The 21,555-nt window shown below is 38.2% G+C and carries 18 protein-coding genes; all 18 read left to right on the forward strand.

Annotated features, from left to right (window positions below):
• Positions 1–85 precede the first annotated feature (85 nt).
• The 18 genes from C9J36_RS02745 to C9J36_RS02830 all read left to right on the forward strand — a co-directional run bounded on the left by C9J36_RS02745 (position 86) and on the right by C9J36_RS02830 (position 21,551).
• Positions 86–1,147 (forward strand): M42 family metallopeptidase, encoded by a 1,062-nt coding sequence (locus tag C9J36_RS02745; RefSeq protein WP_107942172.1) that lies wholly within the window; start codon positions 86–88, stop codon positions 1,145–1,147.
• Between the two features lie 3 nt (positions 1,148–1,150).
• On the forward strand, positions 1,151–2,620 hold the full coding sequence (locus tag C9J36_RS02750; RefSeq protein WP_066166047.1) for a UDP-N-acetylmuramoyl-L-alanyl-D-glutamate--2,6-diaminopimelate ligase: 1,470 nt from the start codon (positions 1,151–1,153) through the stop codon (positions 2,618–2,620).
• 322 nt (positions 2,621–2,942) lie between these two features.
• The gene (locus tag C9J36_RS02755; protein ID WP_201261884.1) at positions 2,943–3,524 is read left to right on the forward strand and encodes a VanZ family protein; all 582 of its coding nucleotides are present in this window, start codon (positions 2,943–2,945) and stop codon (positions 3,522–3,524) included.
• A 478-nt stretch (positions 3,525–4,002) separates the two neighbouring features.
• Positions 4,003–5,574: a peptide chain release factor 3 gene (locus C9J36_RS02760; RefSeq protein WP_107942173.1), complete on the forward strand. Its 1,572-nt coding sequence runs from the start codon at positions 4,003–4,005 to the stop codon at positions 5,572–5,574.
• A 308-nt stretch (positions 5,575–5,882) separates the two neighbouring features.
• Positions 5,883–6,881: a LacI family DNA-binding transcriptional regulator gene (locus C9J36_RS02765; protein WP_107942174.1), complete on the forward strand. Its 999-nt coding sequence runs from the start codon at positions 5,883–5,885 to the stop codon at positions 6,879–6,881.
• Between the two features lie 2 nt (positions 6,882–6,883).
• Positions 6,884–8,230, forward strand: coding sequence for an adenylosuccinate lyase (purB, locus tag C9J36_RS02770; RefSeq protein WP_107942175.1), 1,347 nt, complete (start codon positions 6,884–6,886; stop codon positions 8,228–8,230).
• A 1-nt stretch (position 8,231) separates the two neighbouring features.
• Positions 8,232–8,420: a tautomerase family protein gene (locus tag C9J36_RS02775; RefSeq protein ID WP_066166032.1), complete on the forward strand. Its 189-nt coding sequence runs from the start codon at positions 8,232–8,234 to the stop codon at positions 8,418–8,420.
• Positions 8,421–8,436: 16 nt separating this feature from the next.
• Positions 8,437–9,429: a thiamine pyrophosphate-dependent dehydrogenase E1 component subunit alpha gene (locus tag C9J36_RS02780; protein ID WP_107942176.1), complete on the forward strand. Its 993-nt coding sequence runs from the start codon at positions 8,437–8,439 to the stop codon at positions 9,427–9,429.
• Complete coding sequence (locus C9J36_RS02785) at positions 9,419–10,423, forward strand: alpha-ketoacid dehydrogenase subunit beta (protein ID WP_066166029.1); 1,005 nt, start codon at positions 9,419–9,421, stop codon at positions 10,421–10,423. Before C9J36_RS02780 ends, C9J36_RS02785 begins: the two co-directional genes overlap by 11 nt.
• Entirely contained in the window at positions 10,420–10,878 is a 459-nt protein-coding gene (locus C9J36_RS02790) for a VOC family protein (protein ID WP_107942177.1), read from the forward strand. Before C9J36_RS02785 ends, C9J36_RS02790 begins: the two co-directional genes overlap by 4 nt.
• Before the next feature lie 11 nt (positions 10,879–10,889).
• Positions 10,890–12,278, forward strand: coding sequence for a dihydrolipoyl dehydrogenase (gene lpdA / locus C9J36_RS02795; protein WP_107942178.1), 1,389 nt, complete (start codon positions 10,890–10,892; stop codon positions 12,276–12,278).
• 16 nt (positions 12,279–12,294) lie between these two features.
• Positions 12,295–13,506, forward strand: a complete 1,212-nt coding sequence (locus C9J36_RS02800; protein WP_107942179.1) for a dihydrolipoamide acetyltransferase family protein — start codon at positions 12,295–12,297, stop codon at positions 13,504–13,506.
• A gap of 13 nt (positions 13,507–13,519) precedes the next feature.
• Positions 13,520–14,299 (forward strand): SDR family NAD(P)-dependent oxidoreductase, encoded by a 780-nt coding sequence (locus C9J36_RS02805; protein WP_066169471.1) that lies wholly within the window; start codon positions 13,520–13,522, stop codon positions 14,297–14,299.
• A 142-nt stretch (positions 14,300–14,441) separates the two neighbouring features.
• Positions 14,442–15,476, forward strand: a complete 1,035-nt coding sequence (locus tag C9J36_RS02810; RefSeq protein ID WP_066169474.1) for a C4-dicarboxylate TRAP transporter substrate-binding protein — start codon at positions 14,442–14,444, stop codon at positions 15,474–15,476.
• 66 nt (positions 15,477–15,542) lie between these two features.
• Positions 15,543–16,004, forward strand: a complete 462-nt coding sequence (locus tag C9J36_RS02815) for a TRAP transporter small permease (protein ID WP_066169478.1) — start codon at positions 15,543–15,545, stop codon at positions 16,002–16,004.
• A gap of 2 nt (positions 16,005–16,006) precedes the next feature.
• A complete protein-coding gene (locus tag C9J36_RS02820; protein WP_066169479.1) occupies positions 16,007–17,275 on the forward strand; it encodes a TRAP transporter large permease in 1,269 nt (422 codons plus the stop codon).
• A 165-nt stretch (positions 17,276–17,440) separates the two neighbouring features.
• Positions 17,441–20,509 (forward strand): efflux RND transporter permease subunit, encoded by a 3,069-nt coding sequence (locus C9J36_RS02825; RefSeq protein WP_107942180.1) that lies wholly within the window; start codon positions 17,441–17,443, stop codon positions 20,507–20,509.
• A 277-nt stretch (positions 20,510–20,786) separates the two neighbouring features.
• Positions 20,787–21,551, forward strand: a complete 765-nt coding sequence (locus C9J36_RS02830) for a TerC family protein (RefSeq protein WP_066169483.1) — start codon at positions 20,787–20,789, stop codon at positions 21,549–21,551.
• Positions 21,552–21,555: the final 4 nt, after the last annotated feature.

A 21,555-nucleotide genomic window follows, 5' to 3' on the forward strand; every position in this document is an offset into this window, starting at 1 on the left:
TAAACCTCACTAATTACTAGTTTCGCTTATCCTTGCATTTACAGGCTACTAAGTAATGCAGGATAAAAAGCATTAGGAGGATTTTATGACAAATTTATTCAATCAACAGCAGACATTATCATTATTAGAGAAATTAGTAAATATTGCAAGTCCCTCTGGTTATACAACGAATATTATGAAATTTATGGGACAGTTTTTAAAAGAACATGACATTGCTTATAAAAAAACGAATAAAGGCGCAATTATCGTTACTTTCCAGGGGGAAAATGATGAGCAGCATCGCTTATTGACAGCTCATACGGATACGCTTGGCGCAATGGTGAAGGAAGTGAAGCCAAGCGGTCGCTTGAAGCTAGCGATGATTGGTGGCTTTAATTGGAATGCTGTAGAGGGTGAATATTGCACAATTCATACAGCGGGCGGTAAAACTGTGCGCGGAACGATTTTAATGCATGAAACGACGGTACATGTGTATCGTGGTGCAGATAGTTTAAAGCGTGATGAAAATCATATCGAAGTGCGCATCGATGAAAAGGTACAGAGCGCAGAAGATACACGTGCATTAGGCATTGAGGTAGGGGACTTTGTATCATTTGATGTGCGCTATGAGGAAACGACATCAGGCTTCGTTAAATCGCGTCATTTGGATGATAAAGCGAGCACGACATTGCTTTTACAACTAATGAAATATATAAAAGAGCATGGTGTAAAGCTGCCATATACAACGCATTTTTATATTTCTAACAACGAGGAAATTGGCTATGGTGGTAACTCGAATGTTCCAAATGAAGTGGTGGAGTATATCGCAGTGGATATGGGGGCGATTGGGGACGGTCAAACTTCCGACGAGTATACAGTTTCGATTTGTGCAAAGGATGCGACAGGTCCGTATCATTATGAGCTAACACAGCATTTAGTGCAGCTAGCGAAGGCTGGGGACATTCCTTATAAGCTAGACATTTACCCATATTATGGCTCTGATGCTTCGGCGGCAATCCGCGCAGGCTATGATATTCGCCATGCCTTATTTGGTCCGGGTATCGAGTCTTCACATGCTTATGAGCGCACACATATTGATTCATTACAGGCAACGGCCGCATTATTATATGCATATGTGACATCGCCAATGGTTGAAATGGGGGAATAGTGAATGCGCGTAGAGGAATTGATAAGTGCTATTCCACAAAAGAAAATATTGGGTGTATTACCTAGCTATATTGAGGATTTAGCGGTTGATTCGCGCAGCGTGCAGCCGCAAAGCTTGTTTGTTTGTATAAAAGGCTATACAGTCGATGGTCATGATTATGCACAAAAGGCTGTCGATGCAGGTGCAACAATGATTGTAGCGGAGCGAGAGTTGCAGCTTACAGGCAATGTAGCACAGGTAATCGTTCCGAGCACAGAACGCGCACTTGGCTTGTTAGCAGCTAGATTTTTTGGCTACCCATCTGAAGAAATGTTAATGATAGGGGTAACAGGAACAAATGGTAAGACGAGCGTTACAGGCATCATTCATAATATATTGATGGGCTTAGGCAAAAAATCAGCATTGGCAGGGACGATTGGCTTTAATCTAAATGGTACGCTTTACGAATCTGCCAATACGACGAGTGACGCGCTAAGCACACAGCAAATGATTTATCGTGCAAAGAAAGAAGATTGTGCTGCAATGGTGATGGAAGTGTCCTCACATGGTCTTGCATTAGGTCGATTGGCAGGCGTCGATTATGATGTAGCGATTTTTACGAATTTAACACATGACCATTTAGATTTTCATGGTACGATGGAGGCTTACGGTCATACAAAAGGGTTATTGTTTTCACAGTTAGGCCAAGATTTACGCAAGGATAAACATATTGTATTAAATGCTGATGATGAATGGTCAGCACATTATCAAACACTAACACCATATCCTATTTGGACCTATGGTTTACAAAATAACGCTGATTTCCGTGCCTTGAATTGCCGTTATGAAGATGGCATGACATATTTCACAATGCAGACACCTGAAGGTAGCTATGATGTTTCGATGCATTTGCTGGGAGAATTCAATATTTACAATGTATTAGCTGCAACAGCATGCTTATATGCTCGTCAGTTTTCATTATTTGATATTATTGAGCAAATTGAGCAGCTCCCACCAGTAAAAGGGCGTATGGAAAAAGTACAAACCGACTTACCAATTTCAATCTTTATCGATTATGCGCATACACCAGATGCAATCGAAAAGGCAATTCATGCGGCAATGCCTTATAAAGGGGAAAATAACAAATTAATTTTTTTAATCGGTACGGGGGGCAATCGTGATAAATCCAAGCGTCCAACAATGGCCGCAAAAGCGTCCGTTGCAGACTATGTCATTTTAACGACAGATGACCCTCGCTACGAAGAGTACGCTAGCATTACGGGCGATTTAGCGAAGGGCATGCTGCATGACCAATATGCATGTATAGGTGACCGTGCGGAAGCCGTGCGCCATGCTATCCGTATTGCGGAAGCAGGCGATATTATTATTTTCGCTGGCAAAGGGCATGAGGATTACCAAATTATCGAAAATACAAAATACCCTCATAGCGATGCTGAAATTGCAATTGCTGAAGGAAAAGTGAAGTTTGTTTAGGCGCATCCAAAATGCCGTGTAGTTTCCAGTATTTGGGTGAGAGGGTGTTTCTTCAAAGGGTTCACTTGGGGAAAATGCCTAATTTAGTGGATTTTCCGCCAAGTGAAAGTGAATAAGTTTCATTGGGGACTGTCTTTTAGGACAGTCTCTCTTACTTATGAGAAACACCGCCAAACTTTATGTTACTTTCATTTTCACAGTAATTCGTCATTCTTTCAATAAGCTAACTTTTTACTAAAACATCACCGAAAGCGTCTGACAAGTAGGCAACTGCATTGCTTGTCGGACGTCATCTCATAGAGCAAATAAAGGAGCAACGTATATGATTCAGTCTTTTATAGAAAGCATGCTGTTTTACTGCATGATAACGTTACCGATTTATGTGCTGTTACGTTTTCTTTGGATGCGGAAACGTCCTACACATAAATGGCGTGAAATCATGATGCTATTATTTTTTTGTTTCTCCATTAGTATTTTTTCACAAACGATTTTACCAGCTTATTGGATTGAAAATGGCCGCATTGTTTTTCAAATAGAGCAATCGCTATTTTTAAGGCATAATTTTACCCCGTTTCGAACAATTTCCTTGTACATAGCCCAATTAAATGGACCACTAGCGGAAATTGCCTTTTATAATTTAGCAGGCAATATTGTTTTATTTATTCCATTTGGCTTTTTTATCCCTTTATTGTGGCATAAAATGCGCAGTATGTGGAAAATGCTATTTATGGCATTAGCAATTCCTTTGTTTATTGAGAGCTGTCAGCTTTTTATCGGACGTAGTACGGATATTGATGATGTGCTATTAAATACTATTGCCATCATTATTGGCTATATTTTGTATGATCTTGCACAAATTCTAAGAAAAAAGGTTGTAACAATAGGGGAAAGTCTTTTAAAATAAAAAGGATGGAGTTCAGAAGAAAGCAATCTGCATTTTGATAGCAAAATAGCCATTTAACTTATTTTAATGAGTGTCCGAACACTCAATGAATCATAGGAACTCAGCCAAAAACAAGTGCATATTAAGATAACGACTGAATGACCAACATCGTGTTGGCCTAAGCCTTCGGCGAATGTCTCGGATTTTGAAAGAAGGCTTGCTTGATGCAGGTCAGTTAACTATTGGGGCGTGTCGTGACGGTTGGAGGTTAACTATTACTAGGTTGCCTGAAAAATTGGACTAGAGTTAGCTTAGGCGTAATTCATAAAAGAAGAGGCTTGAAAATATTAAAAGTGAAAGCTTTTTTATCATCAAAAAGAATGGGTGGATAAATCAGCACTCGGTAGTTTTATAAAGCAGCGCTAAGGGGGGCTTGAAATGACTTTTCTGGCGGCCCCCTACTGCCTGTTAATGTGGATAAAAAGGAGAAGGAAAAGTTATGGCTTTAGAGCAAGATATATCGGCACGTCGCACATTTGCGATTATTAGTCACCCAGATGCTGGGAAAACGACGATTACTGAAAAGCTGCTATTATTCGGTGGAGCAATTCGAGATGCAGGTACAGTAAAAGGAAAGAAAACAGGGAAATTTGCTACTTCTGACTGGATGGAAATTGAGAAGCAACGTGGTATTTCTGTAACATCGTCAGTAATGCAGTTTGATTATAATGGGCATCGCGTTAATATTTTAGATACACCAGGGCACCAAGATTTCTCTGAGGATACGTATCGTACATTGATGGCGGTTGATAGTGCGGTCATGGTAGTGGATGCAGCAAAAGGGATTGAGGCGCAAACATTAAAGCTCTTTAAAGTGTGTAAAATGCGTGGGATTCCCATTTTTACATTTATTAACAAATTGGATCGTCAAGGGAAAGAGCCTTTAGAATTAATCGAGGAGCTAGAGGAAGTACTAGGTATTAGCGCTTATCCAATGAACTGGCCAATCGGTATGGGGAAAGAGTTTCTAGGTATTTATGACCGCTATAATAAGCGTGTGGAGCAATTCCGTACAGAGGAAGCAGAGCGTTTTTTACCACTGAATGAAAATGGTGAGCTAGCAATCGACCATCCAATGAAGGTAACGTCGTACTATTCACAGGCGATGGATGATATTTTATTATTAAACGAGGCAGGGAATGAATATTCGGAGGAGAAAATTCGCCGTGGCGAGTTGACACCTGTCTTTTTTGGCTCGGCATTAACGAATTTTGGTGTGCAAACGTTTTTAGAAACATATTTGCAATTTGCACCAGCGCCACAGCCTCGTATAACAGAGGATGAGCAATTTATTGACCCAGTGGAGTATGGGGAGTTTTCAGGTTTTATTTTCAAAATCCAAGCGAATATGAACCCAGCACACCGTGATCGTATTGCTTTCGTACGTATCGTATCTGGTAAGTTTGAGCGCGGCATGAACATGACATTAGCACGCACAGGTAAATCTTTCAAAGTAACACAATCGACGCAATTTTTAGCGGATGACCGTGAAACGGTTGATGAGGCAGTTGCAGGCGATATTATTGGTTTATACGACACAGGCACATATCAAATCGGTGACACAGTTGTCGGTGGGAAGAAAGCATTCCAATTTGAAAAATTACCGCAGTTTACACCGGAACTATTCGTTCGTGTATCGGCTAAAAACGTTATGAAATCGAAGCAATTCCATAAAGGGATTTTACAGCTTGTGCAGGAAGGGGCAATCCAATACTATAAAACATTGCATACGGAAGAAGTATTGTTAGGTGCTGTAGGACAACTGCAATTTGAAGTGTTCGAGCATCGCATGAAGAATGAATACAATGTGGAAGTAAAAATGGAGCCTGTCGGTAGTAAAATTGCACGCTGGATTGAGAATGAGGATGAGGTGAAGGAATCCATGTCATCTTCGCGCTCAATGCTGGTGAAGGACCGCTACGATAACTTAGTATTTTTATTCGAAAACGAATTCGCTATGCGTTGGTTCTCTGAGAAAAACGAAAATATTAAATTGTATAGCTTATTATAAAAAGAGGAATCGCCTGAAAAGTCATTTTGAGACGATTCCTTTGCAACGAGGATAGTGACAATTTATTGTGACTACCGCAGGAGCAAGTATTAGGGGCTGTCCGAAAAGTGTACATCTTTTCGGACAGCCCATTTTGTATTTCTGTGAAATATTTATTCCTAGATAAAGATAAAGAGAATAAAAATTTAGAAAAATCTAAAATTTATATTGATTTTTTTAAATGCAATATGCTATTGTTTAAAAAACAAGTAAAACGTTTCACTAAAACGATACACTGAAACGTTTTATCTGAGAGGCGGTCATTATTCATGGTTACACTTAAAGATGTTGCTAAAGAGGCGGGCGTTGGTATTACTACTGTTTCTCGATTTTTAAATAAAGATACAACTTTAAATATACCTAGTGCGACACAGGAAAGAATTGTGAAGGCGGTAGAAAAATTAAATTATAAGCCCAATGCTGTTGCTAGAAGTTTAAAATTGGGACGTTCTAAAACCATAGCGCTTATCATTCCGGATTTTACAAACTTTGTATACAGTGAAATTATTTCAGGGGTAGAAGAAACAGTGCAGAAATATGGCTACCATTTGATTGTTTTGAGTGATACAAATCAAACGAGTAAAGCTTATATTGACTTAGTTACTGAAGGTAGAGCGGATGGCCTATTAATTGCATCCAATATTTTAACTGACCAAGATATTGTTAATTTTAATCAATCGAATATACCGTACGTATTAATTAACAGAATGAATCAGCATGCTAAAGGATTTGTCGCTGCAGATGATGAAAATGCAGCAAAGGAAGCTGTTGAAATGTTAATTAAAGGTGGGCATAAGAAAATCGCATTCATTACAGCGAACCAAGAGATGGATACAAGCAACCGCCGTTATATCGGATATGAAAAAGCATTGCTTCAAAATAATTTAACAGTCAATAAGGAAATAATTGAGCAGGCGATGTTTACAGAAGAAAGCGGTTATAAGGCGATGGAGCGATTACTCAGTAAAAACAGCACTGTTACAGCCGTATTTGCATCTAACGTACGTGTTGCATTTGGAGCAATAGCTGCTATTAAAAAGAATGGGAAGCGAATTCCTGAAGATATTGCGGTAATGGGCTTCCATCATACGCCAATGTGTGAGGTTTTTGACCCAACATTATCAACGGTAAAAGTAGACTTAAAGGAAATGGGTGTCAAATCAACAGAGCTACTAATGAATATGATGAAAAATAAAGATGCTAGCAATCAGCATATTATTTTGGAAAGCTTCGAGTTATTAAAGCGAAAAAGTACGGGAGGTAGATAAGTTTGAAATCTCATATGATAGATTCTGAGGTGTATAAAGATTTATATGGTACGGAAGAAATGCGTGCAATCTTTTCTGATACTGCAATGATAGAAAAATGGATTTTATTTGAGTCTGCATTGGCGAAAGTCGAAGGAAAACTTGGGATTATTCCGAAAGAGGCGGCTGAAGAAATTCAACAGCAAGGGAAGCTTGAAAGTTTTGATTTAGGAGAGATTTGTAGAGGGATTGTATTTACAAGTCATCCGCTTGTCCCATTTATTCGTCAATATGAGGAACTGTGTTCAAAAGATTATGGAGAATACATTCATTTCGGTGCTACAACACAGGATGTAATTGATACCGCATTTATTTTACAGTTAAAAGATGCATATGAAATTATTCGCAAACAAACAAGTGACATAATCGAGGTGTTGTCGGTCGCTACGAAAAAATATGAAAATACGATAATGGCAGGGCGAACACATGGGCAACATGCATTACCAATAACATTTGGCTATAAACTAGCTTGCTGGTTAGCAGAAATGAAACGCAATTATAAGCGCCTTTGTGAAATCCAGGAACGAGTATTTATTGGGCAATTTTCAGGAGCATCTGGCACATTAGCATCACTTGGTCATATGGCAATGAAGGTGCGACAAGAGGTTATTGAAGAGCTTGGATTGCATGTGCCGGTAATTACGTGGCATACAAGCAGAGATAATATTGCAGAGTTAGCAAATGTTTATGCATTAATTGCAGGGACAGTTGGAAAAATTGCTAATGAAATTATCAACTTACAACGAACTGAAATTGCTGAGGTAGAAGAGGGCTTCGAAGAAGGGAAAATAGGTAGCAGTACAATGCCACATAAGCGCAATCCAATGGTTTGTGAATATACAGTGGGGCTATCTCGATTAATCCGTATGCAAATTCCTTTATTATACGATTCATTAGTACAAGAGCATGAGCGCGATATGGGTTTATGGCTTGTCGAATTAGAAGTTATGCCAGAAATCAGCATTTACTTAAATAAAATGCTTTCTGATATGACAGGTGTCTTACAAAATATGCGTGTATATGAAAATCGCATGCGAGAAAATATCGATATTACACAAGGATTAATTTTAAGTGAGAAAGTAATGTTCGAGCTATCAAGTGCGATAGGGAAACAAACTGCACATGAAGTAGTGTATGCAGCTTCTATGCGTTCCTATGAAAGGGGAACAAGCTTGCGTAATGAAATAGCAGCAGATGAAAATGTAAACAAATTTATTTCAGAAGAGATTCTTGATGAAATATTAGACCCAGGTCGATATTTAGGTCTTTGCAAAGAATTTATTAATAATGTTTTAGAGATGGAGGGTTAAGATGCCATACATAACAATTAAGTTGATGGAAGGGCGCTCTATTGAAAAAAAGCAGCAAATGGTAAAAGAAGTGACAGATGCTTTAGTGAATTCTTTAGATATTACAGCAGATGATGTGAGGATTGAATTAGAGGAATTACAATATGGCATGTTTGCAAGAGCTGGGCAATTAATTATTGAAAAAAAATAGGGGGTTGGCAATATCCATGGAAATCAATTTTATTCAAACAAATGATTCAGACTATGAAGTAACAAAGGATGAAGCGAAGGCATTATGGCGAAAGCTTATTGAAATTAGAAGCTTTGAGGAAAAAAGCATTGAGGCATATAAAGAGGGCTTGCTTGGCGGTTCGTTACATCCATATATCGGTCAAGAAGCAGTAGCGACAGGGATGAGTGCCTTTTTAAATGAATCTGACTATATGACGACTACTTATCGTGGACGTGGACATGCGCTTGCTAAAAAGGCAGACCCATTTAAGTTATTTGCAGAAATGTTTGGTCGAATTGATGGCTACTGTAAAGGAAAAGGCGGTCCAATGCATATCGCCAACAGCAAGCTAGGAATGCTTGGTGCGAATGGAATTGTTGCAGGGGGTATCCCTATTGCAGTGGGGGCAGCATTAACTGCAAAAACATTAAAAAATAATCATGTAGCCATTACTTATTTTGGCGATGGGTCTACAAACCAAGGAGTTTTCCATGAGGCACTAAATTTAGCAGCGGTATTAAAGCTACCAATGATTTTTGTTTGTGAGAATAACTTATATTCGGAAATGACACCTATTAGTGATTCGGTATTGAATGAGCATTTAGCAGAAAGAGGATTAGCGTATAGAATTCTGTCCTATGTTGTGGATGGTAATGATGTATTTGCTGTCAGAAAACTAGCTAAAGAAGTAACAGCATTTGTCAGAGAGGGAAATGGGCCTGTATTTATTGAAGCGAAAACATACCGATTACTAGGACATATGTTTGGTGATACAGAAATTTATCGTACAAAAGAGGAAGTAGCAAGCTGGAAGGAAAAAGAGCCGCTTATTCAATTTAAGCAAGCAGTCGAGAAATATAATCTACTTACAGAGGACGAAATGCTAGCAATTGAAAATGAAGTAAAGGCTAGTATTGATAATGCATTTGAGCGTGCAAAGCTATCAGAGCAACCTAGTCTTGAGGAGGTATTTACAGATGTTTACTAATGGAAGACAAATAACTTATGCAGAAGCATTAAATGAAGCACTTCATGAGGAAATGGCTGCGAATGAAAATATCATTATTTTAGGTGAAGACATTGGTCAGTATGGGGGTGTTTTTAATGTAACAAAGGATTTAATTAATAAGTTCGGTAAAGAACGCATTATTGATACACCTATTTCAGAGGCGGGATTCACAGGAGCGGGTATTGGTGCAGCGATGACAGGTTTAAAGCCCATTGTGGAGTTTATGTGGATTGATTTCACTTTTGTAGCATTAGATCAAATATTGAATCAAGCAGCTAAAATGACTTATATGTCGGGGGGACAGACGAAAGTACCGATTGTATTCCGTACACAAGGCGGAGGAGGGCGAGGTAATGGAGCACAGCATTCACAAAGTTTAGAAACAATTTTTGCTCATGTGCCAGGCTTGAAAGTTGTTGTACCTTCCAACCCATATGATGCTAAAGGTTTATTGAAATCGGCAATCCGTGATAATTGTCCAATAATGTTTATTGAAAATAAATTACTTTATAACATGAAAGGTGAAGTTCCAGAGGAGGAATACACAATCCCATTTGGTCAAGCCAATATTGTAATCGAAGGTAGTGATGTAACGGTTGTAAGTCTATCTCGAACAGTTCATGAATGTAAAAAGGTTGTAGATTCACTAAAGGAAAGGGGCATTTCAGCGGAGTTAATTGATTTGCGAACATTAGTACCAATGGATTCACAAACAGTAATCGATTCAGTGAAAAAAACGAATCGTTTAGTAATTGTTCATGAAGCGGTTGAAAGTTTTGGATGGGGTGCAGAGCTTAGCTCTATTGTTCAAGAACAAGCATTTGATTATTTAGATGCTCCAGTAAAGAGAGTTGGTTCACTGTCTGTTCCAATTCCGTACAATATGGCACTAGAAAAGGAAGTATTACCAACAGAGGCTAGAATTGTCGAAGCAATTGAAGAGGTGCTTTATACAAAGGTAGGTACACAATGATTAAAGATATTTGGCATACAAGTTTCACTGTTGAAAATATAGAAAGGTCGATAGAGTTTTATCGAGATATATTAAACTTAGAGCTTGTTCATGAGCAAGTACAGCACAATGAATATACAGCAAAGCTAGTTAATTATCCTAACGCACATTTAAAAGTAGCGATGTTTGCAATTAAGGGTGGACATGAAAGGGCTTCAGGTCATGTAGTTGAACTTGTAGAGTATGTCTATCCAAAGGGAGAATATGTGCCTACAGGAACAGCGCATACGCGAAGTGCTCACCTTGCATTTGAAGTAGAGGATATTTTTGCCATGGTAGAAAAATTAAAAAATGCTGGCGTTCGATTCAAATCTGATGTCGTGAGTATTGAGGCTGGGAGAAATAAGGGTGGTTATACAGTTTATTTCTTTGACCCGGATGACATTACACTCGAACTTGTACAGCCACCGAAATAAGGGGTGACTAAATGTTTGATATAGCGATTATAGGCGGAGGGATAGGAGGCTATACTGCCGCAATAAAGGCTGCGAAAGAAGGCTTGAAAGTAGCGTTATTTGAAAAGGATAAATTAGGTGGAACATGTTTACATGAAGGCTGTATACCAACCAAAACATTTTTGCAGCTATCTAATAAATATCAGGATGTTTACAAATTACAAAAAATGGGCTTTGGCCAATTGCAAATTCCTGAAATTGCAACGCTTGATTGGAGCCAATTTCTTCAGTATAAAAATCAAGTAGTAAATCAATTATTTCAAGGTGTACAGTATTTAATTCAAAAAAATAAAATTCAGCTATTCCCTAAAAAAGTAACTGCCATTTCAAAGGCAGGGCCATTTTCCATTTCTACGGCAGACAGAGTTGTGCAGGCAAAGCATGTAATTTTAGCAACAGGAAGTAAGCCAATTGTTCCTTTAAATGTACATAAAAAGTACAGTAACGTATTATCTAGTGACCAATTACTTAGCTTACATGAATTACCGAAATCAATCGTTATTGTAGGGTCGGGTGTTATAGGAATCGAATTTGCAACTTTCTTTAGTCAATTAAATATTCCTGTGACAATTGTAGAAAAGGAAGAAACTATTTTAGGTGCAGTTGATAGTGAAATTGCGCAGCACTTGAAGCAGTCATTGACGAGGAAAGGTGTGCAATTTAAAACCGGCTGTGAGGTTTTATTCAATCAAATTGAAGAGTCCGAAAATGAGGTCACTTTGAAGCTAAGGCAAGGTGCGGAAATTCTAGAGGAAAAGGCACAATATGTGCTCGTCGCAATTGGTCGAAAAGGGCATTATGGAGACATAGATTTTTCAAGTTTAAAGAAAGAGAATGAGCAATTTCCTGTAGATAAATATTTAAAGACAAAAGTATCAAACCTCTACATTATCGGTGATGCTTCTGGCAACGTCCAATTAGCACATGCCGCAGCATATCAAGCAGAGATAGTCATTCAGAGGATATTAGGACACGAGGTAAATTCATATGATGAGCTTCTAGTACCTAAATGTATTTATAGTGTCCCAGAAGTATCTTCGATTGGATTTACAGAACGAGAGGCAAAGGAAAGCTACGAGGTAAAGGTAGGTAAATTCCAGTTAAATGCCAATGGTAAGTCGTTAATTACTGGTGAAACAGAAGGATTTATTAAAGTAATTGCTGATAAGGCGACAGACCGTATTTTAGGAGTGCATATTATAGGCGATAAAGCAACAGAGCTTATTAGTGAGGGCAGCTTAGCCATGTTATTTGAAGCAACAGCCTCAGAAATTGGAATGACTGTTCATCCACATCCAACCGTAAGTGAAATATTTAATGAGGCAGCCTTAGCTGTTGATGGAAAAGAGATTCATAGTTAATAGGAGGGAATAAAGAATGACAATAACATCCATTAACTTGCCTAAAATGAGTTTGAATATGGAAGAAGGAACGATTGTTAGCTGGTTAGTAAAAGAAGGTCAGCAGGTGCAAAAAGGCGATGCTCTTTTTGAAGTTCAAACTGATAAAGCTATATCTGAAGTTGAGGCTAATAAGGACGGTTACTTAAGAGAAATTTTAGTGCAAGATGGAAAAACGGTAGCAGTTGGAACAGCGGTAGGGGTGCTAGTAGATGACCTTGCTGAACAGTCGGAGGAGCTAAAGCCTGTGCAAGAAGAGAAGGCGAAAGTAGCTCCTATAGAAGAAGTAGTACAAAAACAATTAATACAGATTAAAAAAAGTCCCAATGCTGCAAGGCTACGCATTTCACCAGTTTCAAGAAAGCTTATTGCACAACATGACTTAGACCCTACAAAAATTGACGCGACAGGACCTTTAGGAAGAATTGTTTTACGCGATGTCTACCGAGAAATTGACAAATTACAAAAGCTTGAACAAGGGCTAGTAAATACGGAAGCAAGCTTGGAAAAGGTGACAGCTATTCGTAAAGCAATTGCTCAAAATTTAACGAAGAGTGTTCAAGAAATTCCGCAATTTACAATTACAAAGGAAGTAGCTGTTGAAAAATTAGAACATTCAAGAATTGAGATGAATACATTCAGTAGTGGTGAATCGCGATTGTCGATGAATGACTTTTTAATTAAAGCAATTGCCGATACAATTGCTGTTCATCCAAAATTTAATAACTATTATATCGTAAAAAATAACGAGCATTATATTCAGAATAATAAGTCAATTCATATCGGGTTGGCGGTTGCAACAGAGAAGGGGCTATTTGTTCCAGTTATTCGAAATGTAGAGGCAAAATCTTTAGTAGAAATTATGCAGGAAAGAAAGCGTCTAATTGAAAAAACGAAGCAAGGAAAGCTATCACCAGAAGAAATGTCGGGTGCAACATTTACAATTTCATCTCTAGGCTCATTTAATATTAAGCAATTTACCGCAATCATTAACCCTCCCGAAAGTGGCATTTTAGCTGTAGGCAAAGTGGAAGATTATCTTTACTTGGAGCAGGGAGAAGTAAAATCACAAAAACGTCTGAACTTAACAGCTAGCTTTGATCACCGTTTAGTGGATGGGGCAGATGGTGCTCAATTTATGAATACGCTTGAGGAAGTGCTGATTAAAGATAGCTGGTATTTATTTTAATAGGGGGATGGCTATGTACACCATTGACTTACAACAAAAGGTTGCAATAGTAACGGGGGCACATCAAGGAATTGGCTTACAAATTGCTATTGCTTTACTCGATGCAGGTTGCAAATGTGTTCTTGTAGATTTAAACGAAGAAATTCAAACAACAGCTAACCGTTTAGCGGAGCAATTTCCAAACCAAGTTTATGCTGTGCAAGGGGATATTCGCACGAAAAAATCATGTGAAGAGATATTCGTAAAAACGATGGATAAATTCGCTCGAGTAGATATTTTAGTAAACAACGCAGGCATTATGCGAACGACTCCATTCCTTGAGGTATCTGAGGAAGAGTGGGATTTAGTAATGACCATTAACTTAAAGGGCATGTTCTTTTTAACACAGATTGTAGCAACATACATGAAGGATAATCAAATCGAGGGGTCCATCATTAATATGTCTTCTATTGCTGGAAGGAGTGGGCGACCTTTAGCACCACATTATGCAGCAAGTAAAGCTGCGGTAATTAGCTTAACAAAGTCAAGTGCTGAGGCATTCGGGAAATTTAACATTCGTACAAATGCATTATGTCCAGGCGTAATTTCTACACCAATGATGGATGAAATATTTGAAAAAAGAAAGATTATCGAAAAACAAGACCCGCGTGATACATTTTTACAACGCATTAAGCTAGACAGATTAGGAACACCAGAAGACATTGCAAAAGCAGCATTATTCCTAAGCTCAGACTTAAGTAGCTATATAAATGGACAAGCGATAAATGTTTGTGGTGGGTATGAGATGAATTGATTTTATCTTATTCTAGCAATCTCTATTGTGGTAAAAAGACTTGGCAATGGGATAGTCTTTCAGGGGCGTTAAATATAACAGTACTAAAAAATAATTCGTAGTATAACAATTGAAATAATTGGTATAAGGGGAGTGTATTATATTGAAAAGAAAATATGCGTTATTGGTTAGTCTCATTTTAGTTTTAGTATTAGCTGTAGTAGGGTGCGGAAATTCAGAAAATGGTTCAAGTTCAAATGGTGAATCGGGCAACGGTAGTAAAGGGGAAAAGCTAGTGCTTCGTATGGGATATGTAATGGCTGAAAATTCACCGACACATGAAGCTGTGCAAGAGTTTGCTAAAAACGTTGCTGAGCGTACAGATGGAATGATTGAAATTCAACCATTCCCTAACTCAACATTAGGTAGTGACTCTGATGTATTAGAGCAAGCGAAGTTAGGTACTCCTGTAATTGCATATAACAATCCATCAGGATTATCAGACATAGTTCCAGATTTATCAATTTTAGGAGGGCCTTTCTTAGTCGATGATTGGAATCAATTAAGCAAAGTTATTAATTCTGATTTTATGAAAGAGCAAGAGGCTACTTTGCAGGAAAATGGTTTGCGCGTTCTGGCGTTTAATTGGTATTTCGGTGCGCGTCATGTAATTTCTGATCGTGAAGTGAAAACACCAGCAGATTTAAAAGGTGCAAAGATTCGTTCATCTCCGCTACCAATGTGGGAAGAAACAATTAAAGCGATGGGTGGCAGTCCTACATCATTGGAGTGGGCAGAAGTTTACCCCGGATTAGAGCAAGGAGTAATCGTAGGTGCTGAGGCACCATTAGAAACGATTTATACGAGCAAGTTACATGAAGTAGCTAATCATATTTCATTAACAGGTCATTTTAAACAAGTAAATGGTTGGTTAATGAGTGAAAAAGTATTCTCTTCACTGTCGGAAGAACACCAGAAGATTCTTTTAGAAGAAGCAAAATCTGTAGGGGAAAAACTAACACAATTAACAATTGAGAAAGAAAAAGAGTATGAGCAAAAGTTAAAGGATGAAGGTGTAACTATTACTGAACCAGATGTAGACGCTTTCAAAGAAGCGACTTTAAAAGTTTATGATATTCTTTCGAGTAGTTGGAGCCAAGGGGTTTATGAAAAAGTAAAAAACGAGATTGAAAAGTAACTAATGTTTTAGAATAAGGCAATTAGATAATTGCCTTATTCTTCTCTACAAAGGTGGGAAAAGCAGATGTTCATGAAAGTTATATCATTAGTAGAAGAGGCAATAGTATTCATATTAACAGCAATTTTAGTAGTGTTAACCTTTATAAATGTTATCTTACGTTACTTCTTTAATTATTCGATATCAGGTTCCGTAGAAATCTCAATTCTTTTATTTGCTTGGATTATTTTTGTCGGATCTAGTATGGCTTTTAAATATAAGAACCATATATCAATAGATATAGTAGAAGCGTTGCTGCCGACGACAGCCAAAAAAATACTTAATTTTATGATTTCAACTATTTTATTAGTTTTCACTGCTGTGATGAGTGTATACGGTACAGTGCTGACAATTAATGTATTAGGGGAAAGTTTAGGGGCTACGACGATACCGAAATCATTGGTTTATTCAGCATTTCCAGTTGGCTTTGGGCTTATGACAATTCGTTTAATTCAACAATTATTTAAAACAGTTAAAGGGGAGGGATAAAAATGGCAATTTTAATAATAGCTTTAATGTTAGTACTAATGATGATAGGTATGCCAATAGCATTCTCTATTTTTATCCCAACATTAATCTTTTTCATTGTTGAACCATCAGTATCAATAGAAGTATTTATTCAACGTATTATTTCGGGTACACAGTCATTTCCTTTATTAGCAATTCCGTTCTTTATTTTAACGGGCTATTTGATGAATGAAAGTGATATTTCACGAAGATTGATTAATTTATCCTCGGCTGCTATCGGACATATCAAGGGGGGAATTGGGTATATTAATATTCTTGTTAATACTTTCATGGCAGGAATGTCAGGCTCATCTAACGCAGATGCTGCTGTATTATCAAAATTATTAGTAGATCCAATGGAAAAGAAAGGTTATAGCAGAGGCTTAGCAGCAGGAATAACAGCTGCTTCTTCATTAATTGCTCCCATTATTCCTCCAAGTATTGCTTTAATCATGTATGGATTTATGGCGGAAGTATCCATTGGACGATTATTTATGGCTGGTATTTTACCGGGTATTGTAATGGCAATCTTTTTATTAGCCTTTAACTTCATTTACGCACAAAAAAATGATTTACCTAAAGAACATGAACATTTTTCAGCTAAGGAAGTATATCGTACATTTCTTCAAGGGATTTTAGCATTGTTCACACCTATTATTATTGTTGGAGGAATTCGTTTAGGAATAATGACTCCTACAGAAGCGGGAGCAATTACAGTTGTTTATGCGTTTTGTATCGGTTATTTTGTATACAAAAAACTTACTTTAAACACACTTCGAGATGCTATAAAGGAATCTGCCTTACTTACATCAGTAGTTATGATTATCGTAGCAGCATCCTCTGCTTTTGGATGGGTATTAACATGGGAAAGGATTCCGCAACAAGTAGCACAATTTGTATTGGGAATTTCAGACCATCCATTAGTAGTATTGCTTTTAATTAATATTATGTTGCTAATTATTGGAATGTTTATCGAAGGAACAGCAAGTATTGTGCTATTAACTCCTTTACTTGTCCCGTTAATTACAGAGGTAGGGATTGACCCTATTCACTTTGGAATTGTAATGGTAATGAATCTTGCAATTGGAAGTATTACACCTCCTCTTGGCACAGTGATGTTTACTACAAGTGCAGCAGCTAAAATTTCACTTACTGAGTTTCTTAAGAAAAGTTGGCCTCTATACTTAGTCCTGTTATTAGCATTAGCTGTCGTAACATGTATTCCACAACTATCTTTATTATTAGTTAAATAATCATTAAAATGGGTGTCGAGAAATGTATGTATGAGCATACTTTTCCGACACCTTTTCTCGGTTAGCTAAATCTAGTTCTCTTTACAGGTAATCACGCACATCATGTCGAATAAATACGAAACAAGAAGGTGAAAATAGAGTAACTGAGATGAAGGAGTATTATGCATGAGAATAACTGAGTTTTCTGTGAAACGTCCTGTTTTTACGATAGTAACGATGGCGCTCGTTATCATTTTAGGATTTGTTTCACTGTTTAAAATACCTGTAACTCTTATACCTAATTTGAATCCGCCTATTGGTGTTGTAGTGGCAAGCTATCCTGCTGCTAGCCCGCTTGAGGTGAGTGAAAAAGTGACGAAGCCTTTGGAGAGTAGCTTGGCAACATTACCTGGTATTAAGCGGCTACAATCTACAGCGCAAGAAGGGGCTAATTTAACGATTATTGAATTTAGCTGGACGACTGATATGAATGTGATGCAGATGGAAATCATGCAACGTTTAGAAATGGTAACACTACCAGATGGGGTTGGAAAGCCGAGCTTTATGAAGTTCGACCCATCCCAGTTTCCGATTATTCAATTAGGCTTGCAGGCAGAGAGCGCGGATGTCGATATACGGCAAATGGCGGAGGCGTTAGAGCAGGAACTGAAGCGAACAGAAGGCGTCGCGAGCATTAATGTGTCAGGGAAAATTGTAGAGGAAATTAGCATTGTATTAGATGCTGGACAATTGGAAGCAAAGGGATTAACGCAAACAGATATTATCCAGCTTATTCAGGCTAATAATATTTCTTTGCCTGGTGAAACAGTATCTATAGATGGACAGCAATTAACAACGCGTATTGTTAGTTTGTTGACTTCCCCTAAACAAATAGCCGAGCTTATTGTTTCGGTGAATCCGTTGACAGGTGAAGCATTACTGCTGCAAGATATTGCCACAGTAGCGCGCAGCGAACAGCCGCAAACGACAATTACACGCGCTAATGATTATCCAGCACTATTAATTTCAGTACTCCAACAATCGGATGCCAATACGGCGCAAGTATCGGACGCCTTTCAAGAGGCTTTAGAAAAGCTATTGGCACAGCCTCAATATGCGGATGTTACAGCACATTTATTATTTGACCAAGGTGATTATGTGAGAATTGCCATTGATAATATCGCATCATCGCTATTATTTGGTGGTATCTTTGCAATGCTCGTCCTATTTGTTTTTTTACGAGGCTTGATTAGCCCTTTAATTGTCGGTATTGCGATTCCTTACGCAGTGATTGTGACGTTCGTTCTTATTTATTTTGCTGATTTTACGCTGAACATTATGACACTCGGAGCCCTTGCGTTAGGCATCGGGATGCTTGTAGATAACGCTATTGTTGTTATTGAAAACATTGAACGTCATATGGCGTTAGGGAAATCGCCAAAAGAGGCGACTTTATATGGAACGAAGGAAGTAAGCCTTGCTATTATTGCATCGACATTAACGACAGTAGCGGTTTTTTTACCAGTTGTCTTTATTTCAGGCTTAATTGGGCAAATTTTCACCGAATTTGCCTTGACGATTGCCTTTAGCTTATTTGCTTCGTTAGTCGTTGCATTAACAGTTGTGCCGATGCTAGCTAGTCATTTATTAAAGCCGAAAATGACGAACTTAATAGAGCGACGTCAGCAATCGAAATTTTATCAAGCTTATGAAAAACTTATTCGCTGGGGCTTATATAACCGAGCGCTCGTATTAATAACGACTGCACTATTATTTGTGGTGACTAGCTTTATGCTTTATCGTACGGGAACAGAATTTATACCTTCAACGGATGAGGGCTATGTTTCATTGCAAGTACAGTTGAAAAATGGCGCTTCTATCGAACAAACCGAGAGTGTCGTAGCGGATATTGAAGATTATATACAGCCGCTTCAGGAAGTGGATGTTGTCGTCAGCGTAATTGGTGGCAATCAGCAATCTATATCGCGCGGTACAGTTAGGGCAAACGAGGCAGAGCTTTACATTAAGCTTGTGCCAATTGCTGAGCGCAACAACTCAATTTTTGAGCTTGTTGAAGTGATGGAGCAGGATTTAGCAGCAATTATAGGAGAGCGTGCAGAAATTGAATTTTCATTAGCCTCATCCTCTGGTTCAACCCCAAATACATTGACATTTCGTGTTACCGATTCAAATGAGGCGCGATTACAGGAAGCCGTGCTAGCGATTCAACAAGCTGTAGGAGAAATTGATACAGTGAGCGAAGTGACGACAGATTTAGATAGCATTGTAGAGGAGGTTCAGATAGAGGTAAACTCGAAGAAGGCAAAGGATTATGGTCTATTACCTGCTCAAATTGCACAGGCGGTAGGCAGCATGACACGCGGTCTTTATACGACGCAAATTATTGCAGAGGATGGCGTTGTACTACCTGTGACAACCGGCTTCGGTGATGCATTTAATACGAATATTGAAGCGCTAAAAAACATGAAGCTACGCACACCAGCAGGTCTTTTTGTCAAATTAGAAGATGTTGCGACGATTGAGCTAGCGCAAAGAGCGACAGCGATTAGACGTTCAGACCAAGCTTCGGCTGTAGCCTTTTTCGTTAAATATGCAACGACGGAATCATTAAGTGGCATTTCATCAAAGGTTGATAAAGCAATCGCCACTGTAGCATTGAATGACGCAACACGCATAATATTTAGTGGAGATAGAGAGCTATTTGATAGTGCAAAAAACGATATGATATTGGCAATACTACTTGCGGTTGTTTTAGTGTATATCGTTATGGCAGCACAATTTGAATCATTGAAATATCCGTTCGTTATGCTATTTAGTGTGCCATTAATGGTGATAGGAGTCGCTCTCGCTCTATTTATGACAAATACGCTGCTTGGTATAACAGCAATTATTGGTATATTAGTGCTTGTAGGAATTGTTGTGAATAATGGCATTGTACTTGTAGATTATATTAATCAGCAAAAAGAGCAGGGACAGCCATCTTTTGAGGCGATTTTAAGCGCTTGTCGTGACCGCTTACGTCCGATTTTAATGACCGCTTTAACAACAATGCTTGGCTTAATTCCGCTTGCATTAGGTATAGGAGAGGGAACAGAGCTAAATCAGCCAATGGCGATTGTTGTGATTGGTGGATTATTCGCATCGACACTGCTCACTTTATTAATTGTACCGATTATTTATAGCCTAATGGATAAAGAAACACGCCATTTAAAGAAATCTGTTGCAAAAATATAGTATTTCACTTATACTAAGTACACATTAAAATATCCATTGACATTATGTCAAAGGGGAGTAGCTATAAGTATTGATAGGACTGTTGAATCTAACAGCAGCCTACAACTAACTTACTTCACATTCGTCATTACATGGCTCTGCCATCGGGTGTGATAGCAATGAAATTTGCTTAGCAAGACCTTTGCCTGCTTTTTAGGCATAGGTCTTTTTTGTTGCCTTAAAAAGGTATTCGAAGTGCATGAAAATGGGTATACAATAACTAGAGGAGGAACTGATGATGGAAGCAATCTTATTAGAATATGCATGGGTACTTTTAGTCCTTGTCGTATTAGAAGGTTTACTTGCAGCAGATAACGCAGTGGTTATGGCGGTTATGGTCAAACATTTACCACAGGAACAACAAAAGAAAGCACTATTTTATGGATTATTTGGAGCGTTTATTTTCAGGTTCGCAGCATTGTTTTTAATTACAGTTTTAGTGAACTATTGGCAAATTCAAGCGCTTGGTGCAGCATATTTATTATTTATCTCATTCAAACATATTTATGATGCGAAGTTTAAGAAAGATAAGGATGAGGAGCAGGTAAAGGAAAAGAAAGGCTCTGGCTTCTGGATGACTGTTGTGAAAGTAGAGCTAGCCGATATTGCATTCGCTATCGATTCAATGCTTGCAGCAGTAGCAATTGCAGTAACATTACCGCATTTAACAGAATATCACATTGGCGGTATCAATGCGGGGCAGTTCTCTGTTATGTTCCTAGGTGGTCTAATCGGTTTAATCATCATGCGTTTTGCAGCACAATGGTTTGTGAAAATCTTGAACAAGCTCCCATCACTTGAAACAGCCGCCTTTTTAATTGTTGGCTGGGTAGGAGTAAAATTAGTCGTGTTAACATTAGCGCATGAAAAAGTGGCATTAATCCCTCATGATTTCCCTCATTCAACGGTGTGGAAGGCGACATTCTGGATTGTGCTAGTTGCGATTGCAGCAGGTGGCTATTTCTTCAGTGTAGCAAAAAACAAAAAACAACAAATTTCTTAAACAA

The organism is Metasolibacillus fluoroglycofenilyticus (assembly GCF_003049645.1).
Lineage (GTDB): Bacteria > Bacillota > Bacilli > Bacillales_A > Planococcaceae > Metasolibacillus > Metasolibacillus fluoroglycofenilyticus.

Coding starts and splice junctions, on each gene's coding strand:
- C9J36_RS02780 (WP_107942176.1), top strand. CDS start 8,437: ATGGAAATCAATTTTATTCAAACAAATGATTCAGACTATGAAGTAACA.
- C9J36_RS02825 (WP_107942180.1), top strand. CDS start 17,441: ATGAGAATAACTGAGTTTTCTGTGAAACGTCCTGTTTTTACGATAGTA.
- C9J36_RS02790 (WP_107942177.1), top strand. CDS start 10,420: ATGATTAAAGATATTTGGCATACAAGTTTCACTGTTGAAAATATAGAA.
- C9J36_RS02765 (WP_107942174.1), top strand. CDS start 5,883: ATGGTTACACTTAAAGATGTTGCTAAAGAGGCGGGCGTTGGTATTACT.
- C9J36_RS02805 (WP_066169471.1), top strand. CDS start 13,520: ATGTACACCATTGACTTACAACAAAAGGTTGCAATAGTAACGGGGGCA.
- C9J36_RS02820 (WP_066169479.1), top strand. CDS start 16,007: ATGGCAATTTTAATAATAGCTTTAATGTTAGTACTAATGATGATAGGT.
- C9J36_RS02750 (WP_066166047.1), top strand. CDS start 1,151: ATGCGCGTAGAGGAATTGATAAGTGCTATTCCACAAAAGAAAATATTG.
- C9J36_RS02760 (WP_107942173.1), top strand. CDS start 4,003: ATGGCTTTAGAGCAAGATATATCGGCACGTCGCACATTTGCGATTATT.
- C9J36_RS02755 (WP_201261884.1), top strand. CDS start 2,943: ATGATTCAGTCTTTTATAGAAAGCATGCTGTTTTACTGCATGATAACG.
- lpdA (WP_107942178.1), top strand. CDS start 10,890: ATGTTTGATATAGCGATTATAGGCGGAGGGATAGGAGGCTATACTGCC.
- C9J36_RS02830 (WP_066169483.1), top strand. CDS start 20,787: ATGGAAGCAATCTTATTAGAATATGCATGGGTACTTTTAGTCCTTGTC.
- C9J36_RS02775 (WP_066166032.1), top strand. CDS start 8,232: ATGCCATACATAACAATTAAGTTGATGGAAGGGCGCTCTATTGAAAAA.
- C9J36_RS02745 (WP_107942172.1), top strand. CDS start 86: ATGACAAATTTATTCAATCAACAGCAGACATTATCATTATTAGAGAAA.
- C9J36_RS02800 (WP_107942179.1), top strand. CDS start 12,295: ATGACAATAACATCCATTAACTTGCCTAAAATGAGTTTGAATATGGAA.
- C9J36_RS02815 (WP_066169478.1), top strand. CDS start 15,543: ATGTTCATGAAAGTTATATCATTAGTAGAAGAGGCAATAGTATTCATA.
- C9J36_RS02785 (WP_066166029.1), top strand. CDS start 9,419: ATGTTTACTAATGGAAGACAAATAACTTATGCAGAAGCATTAAATGAA.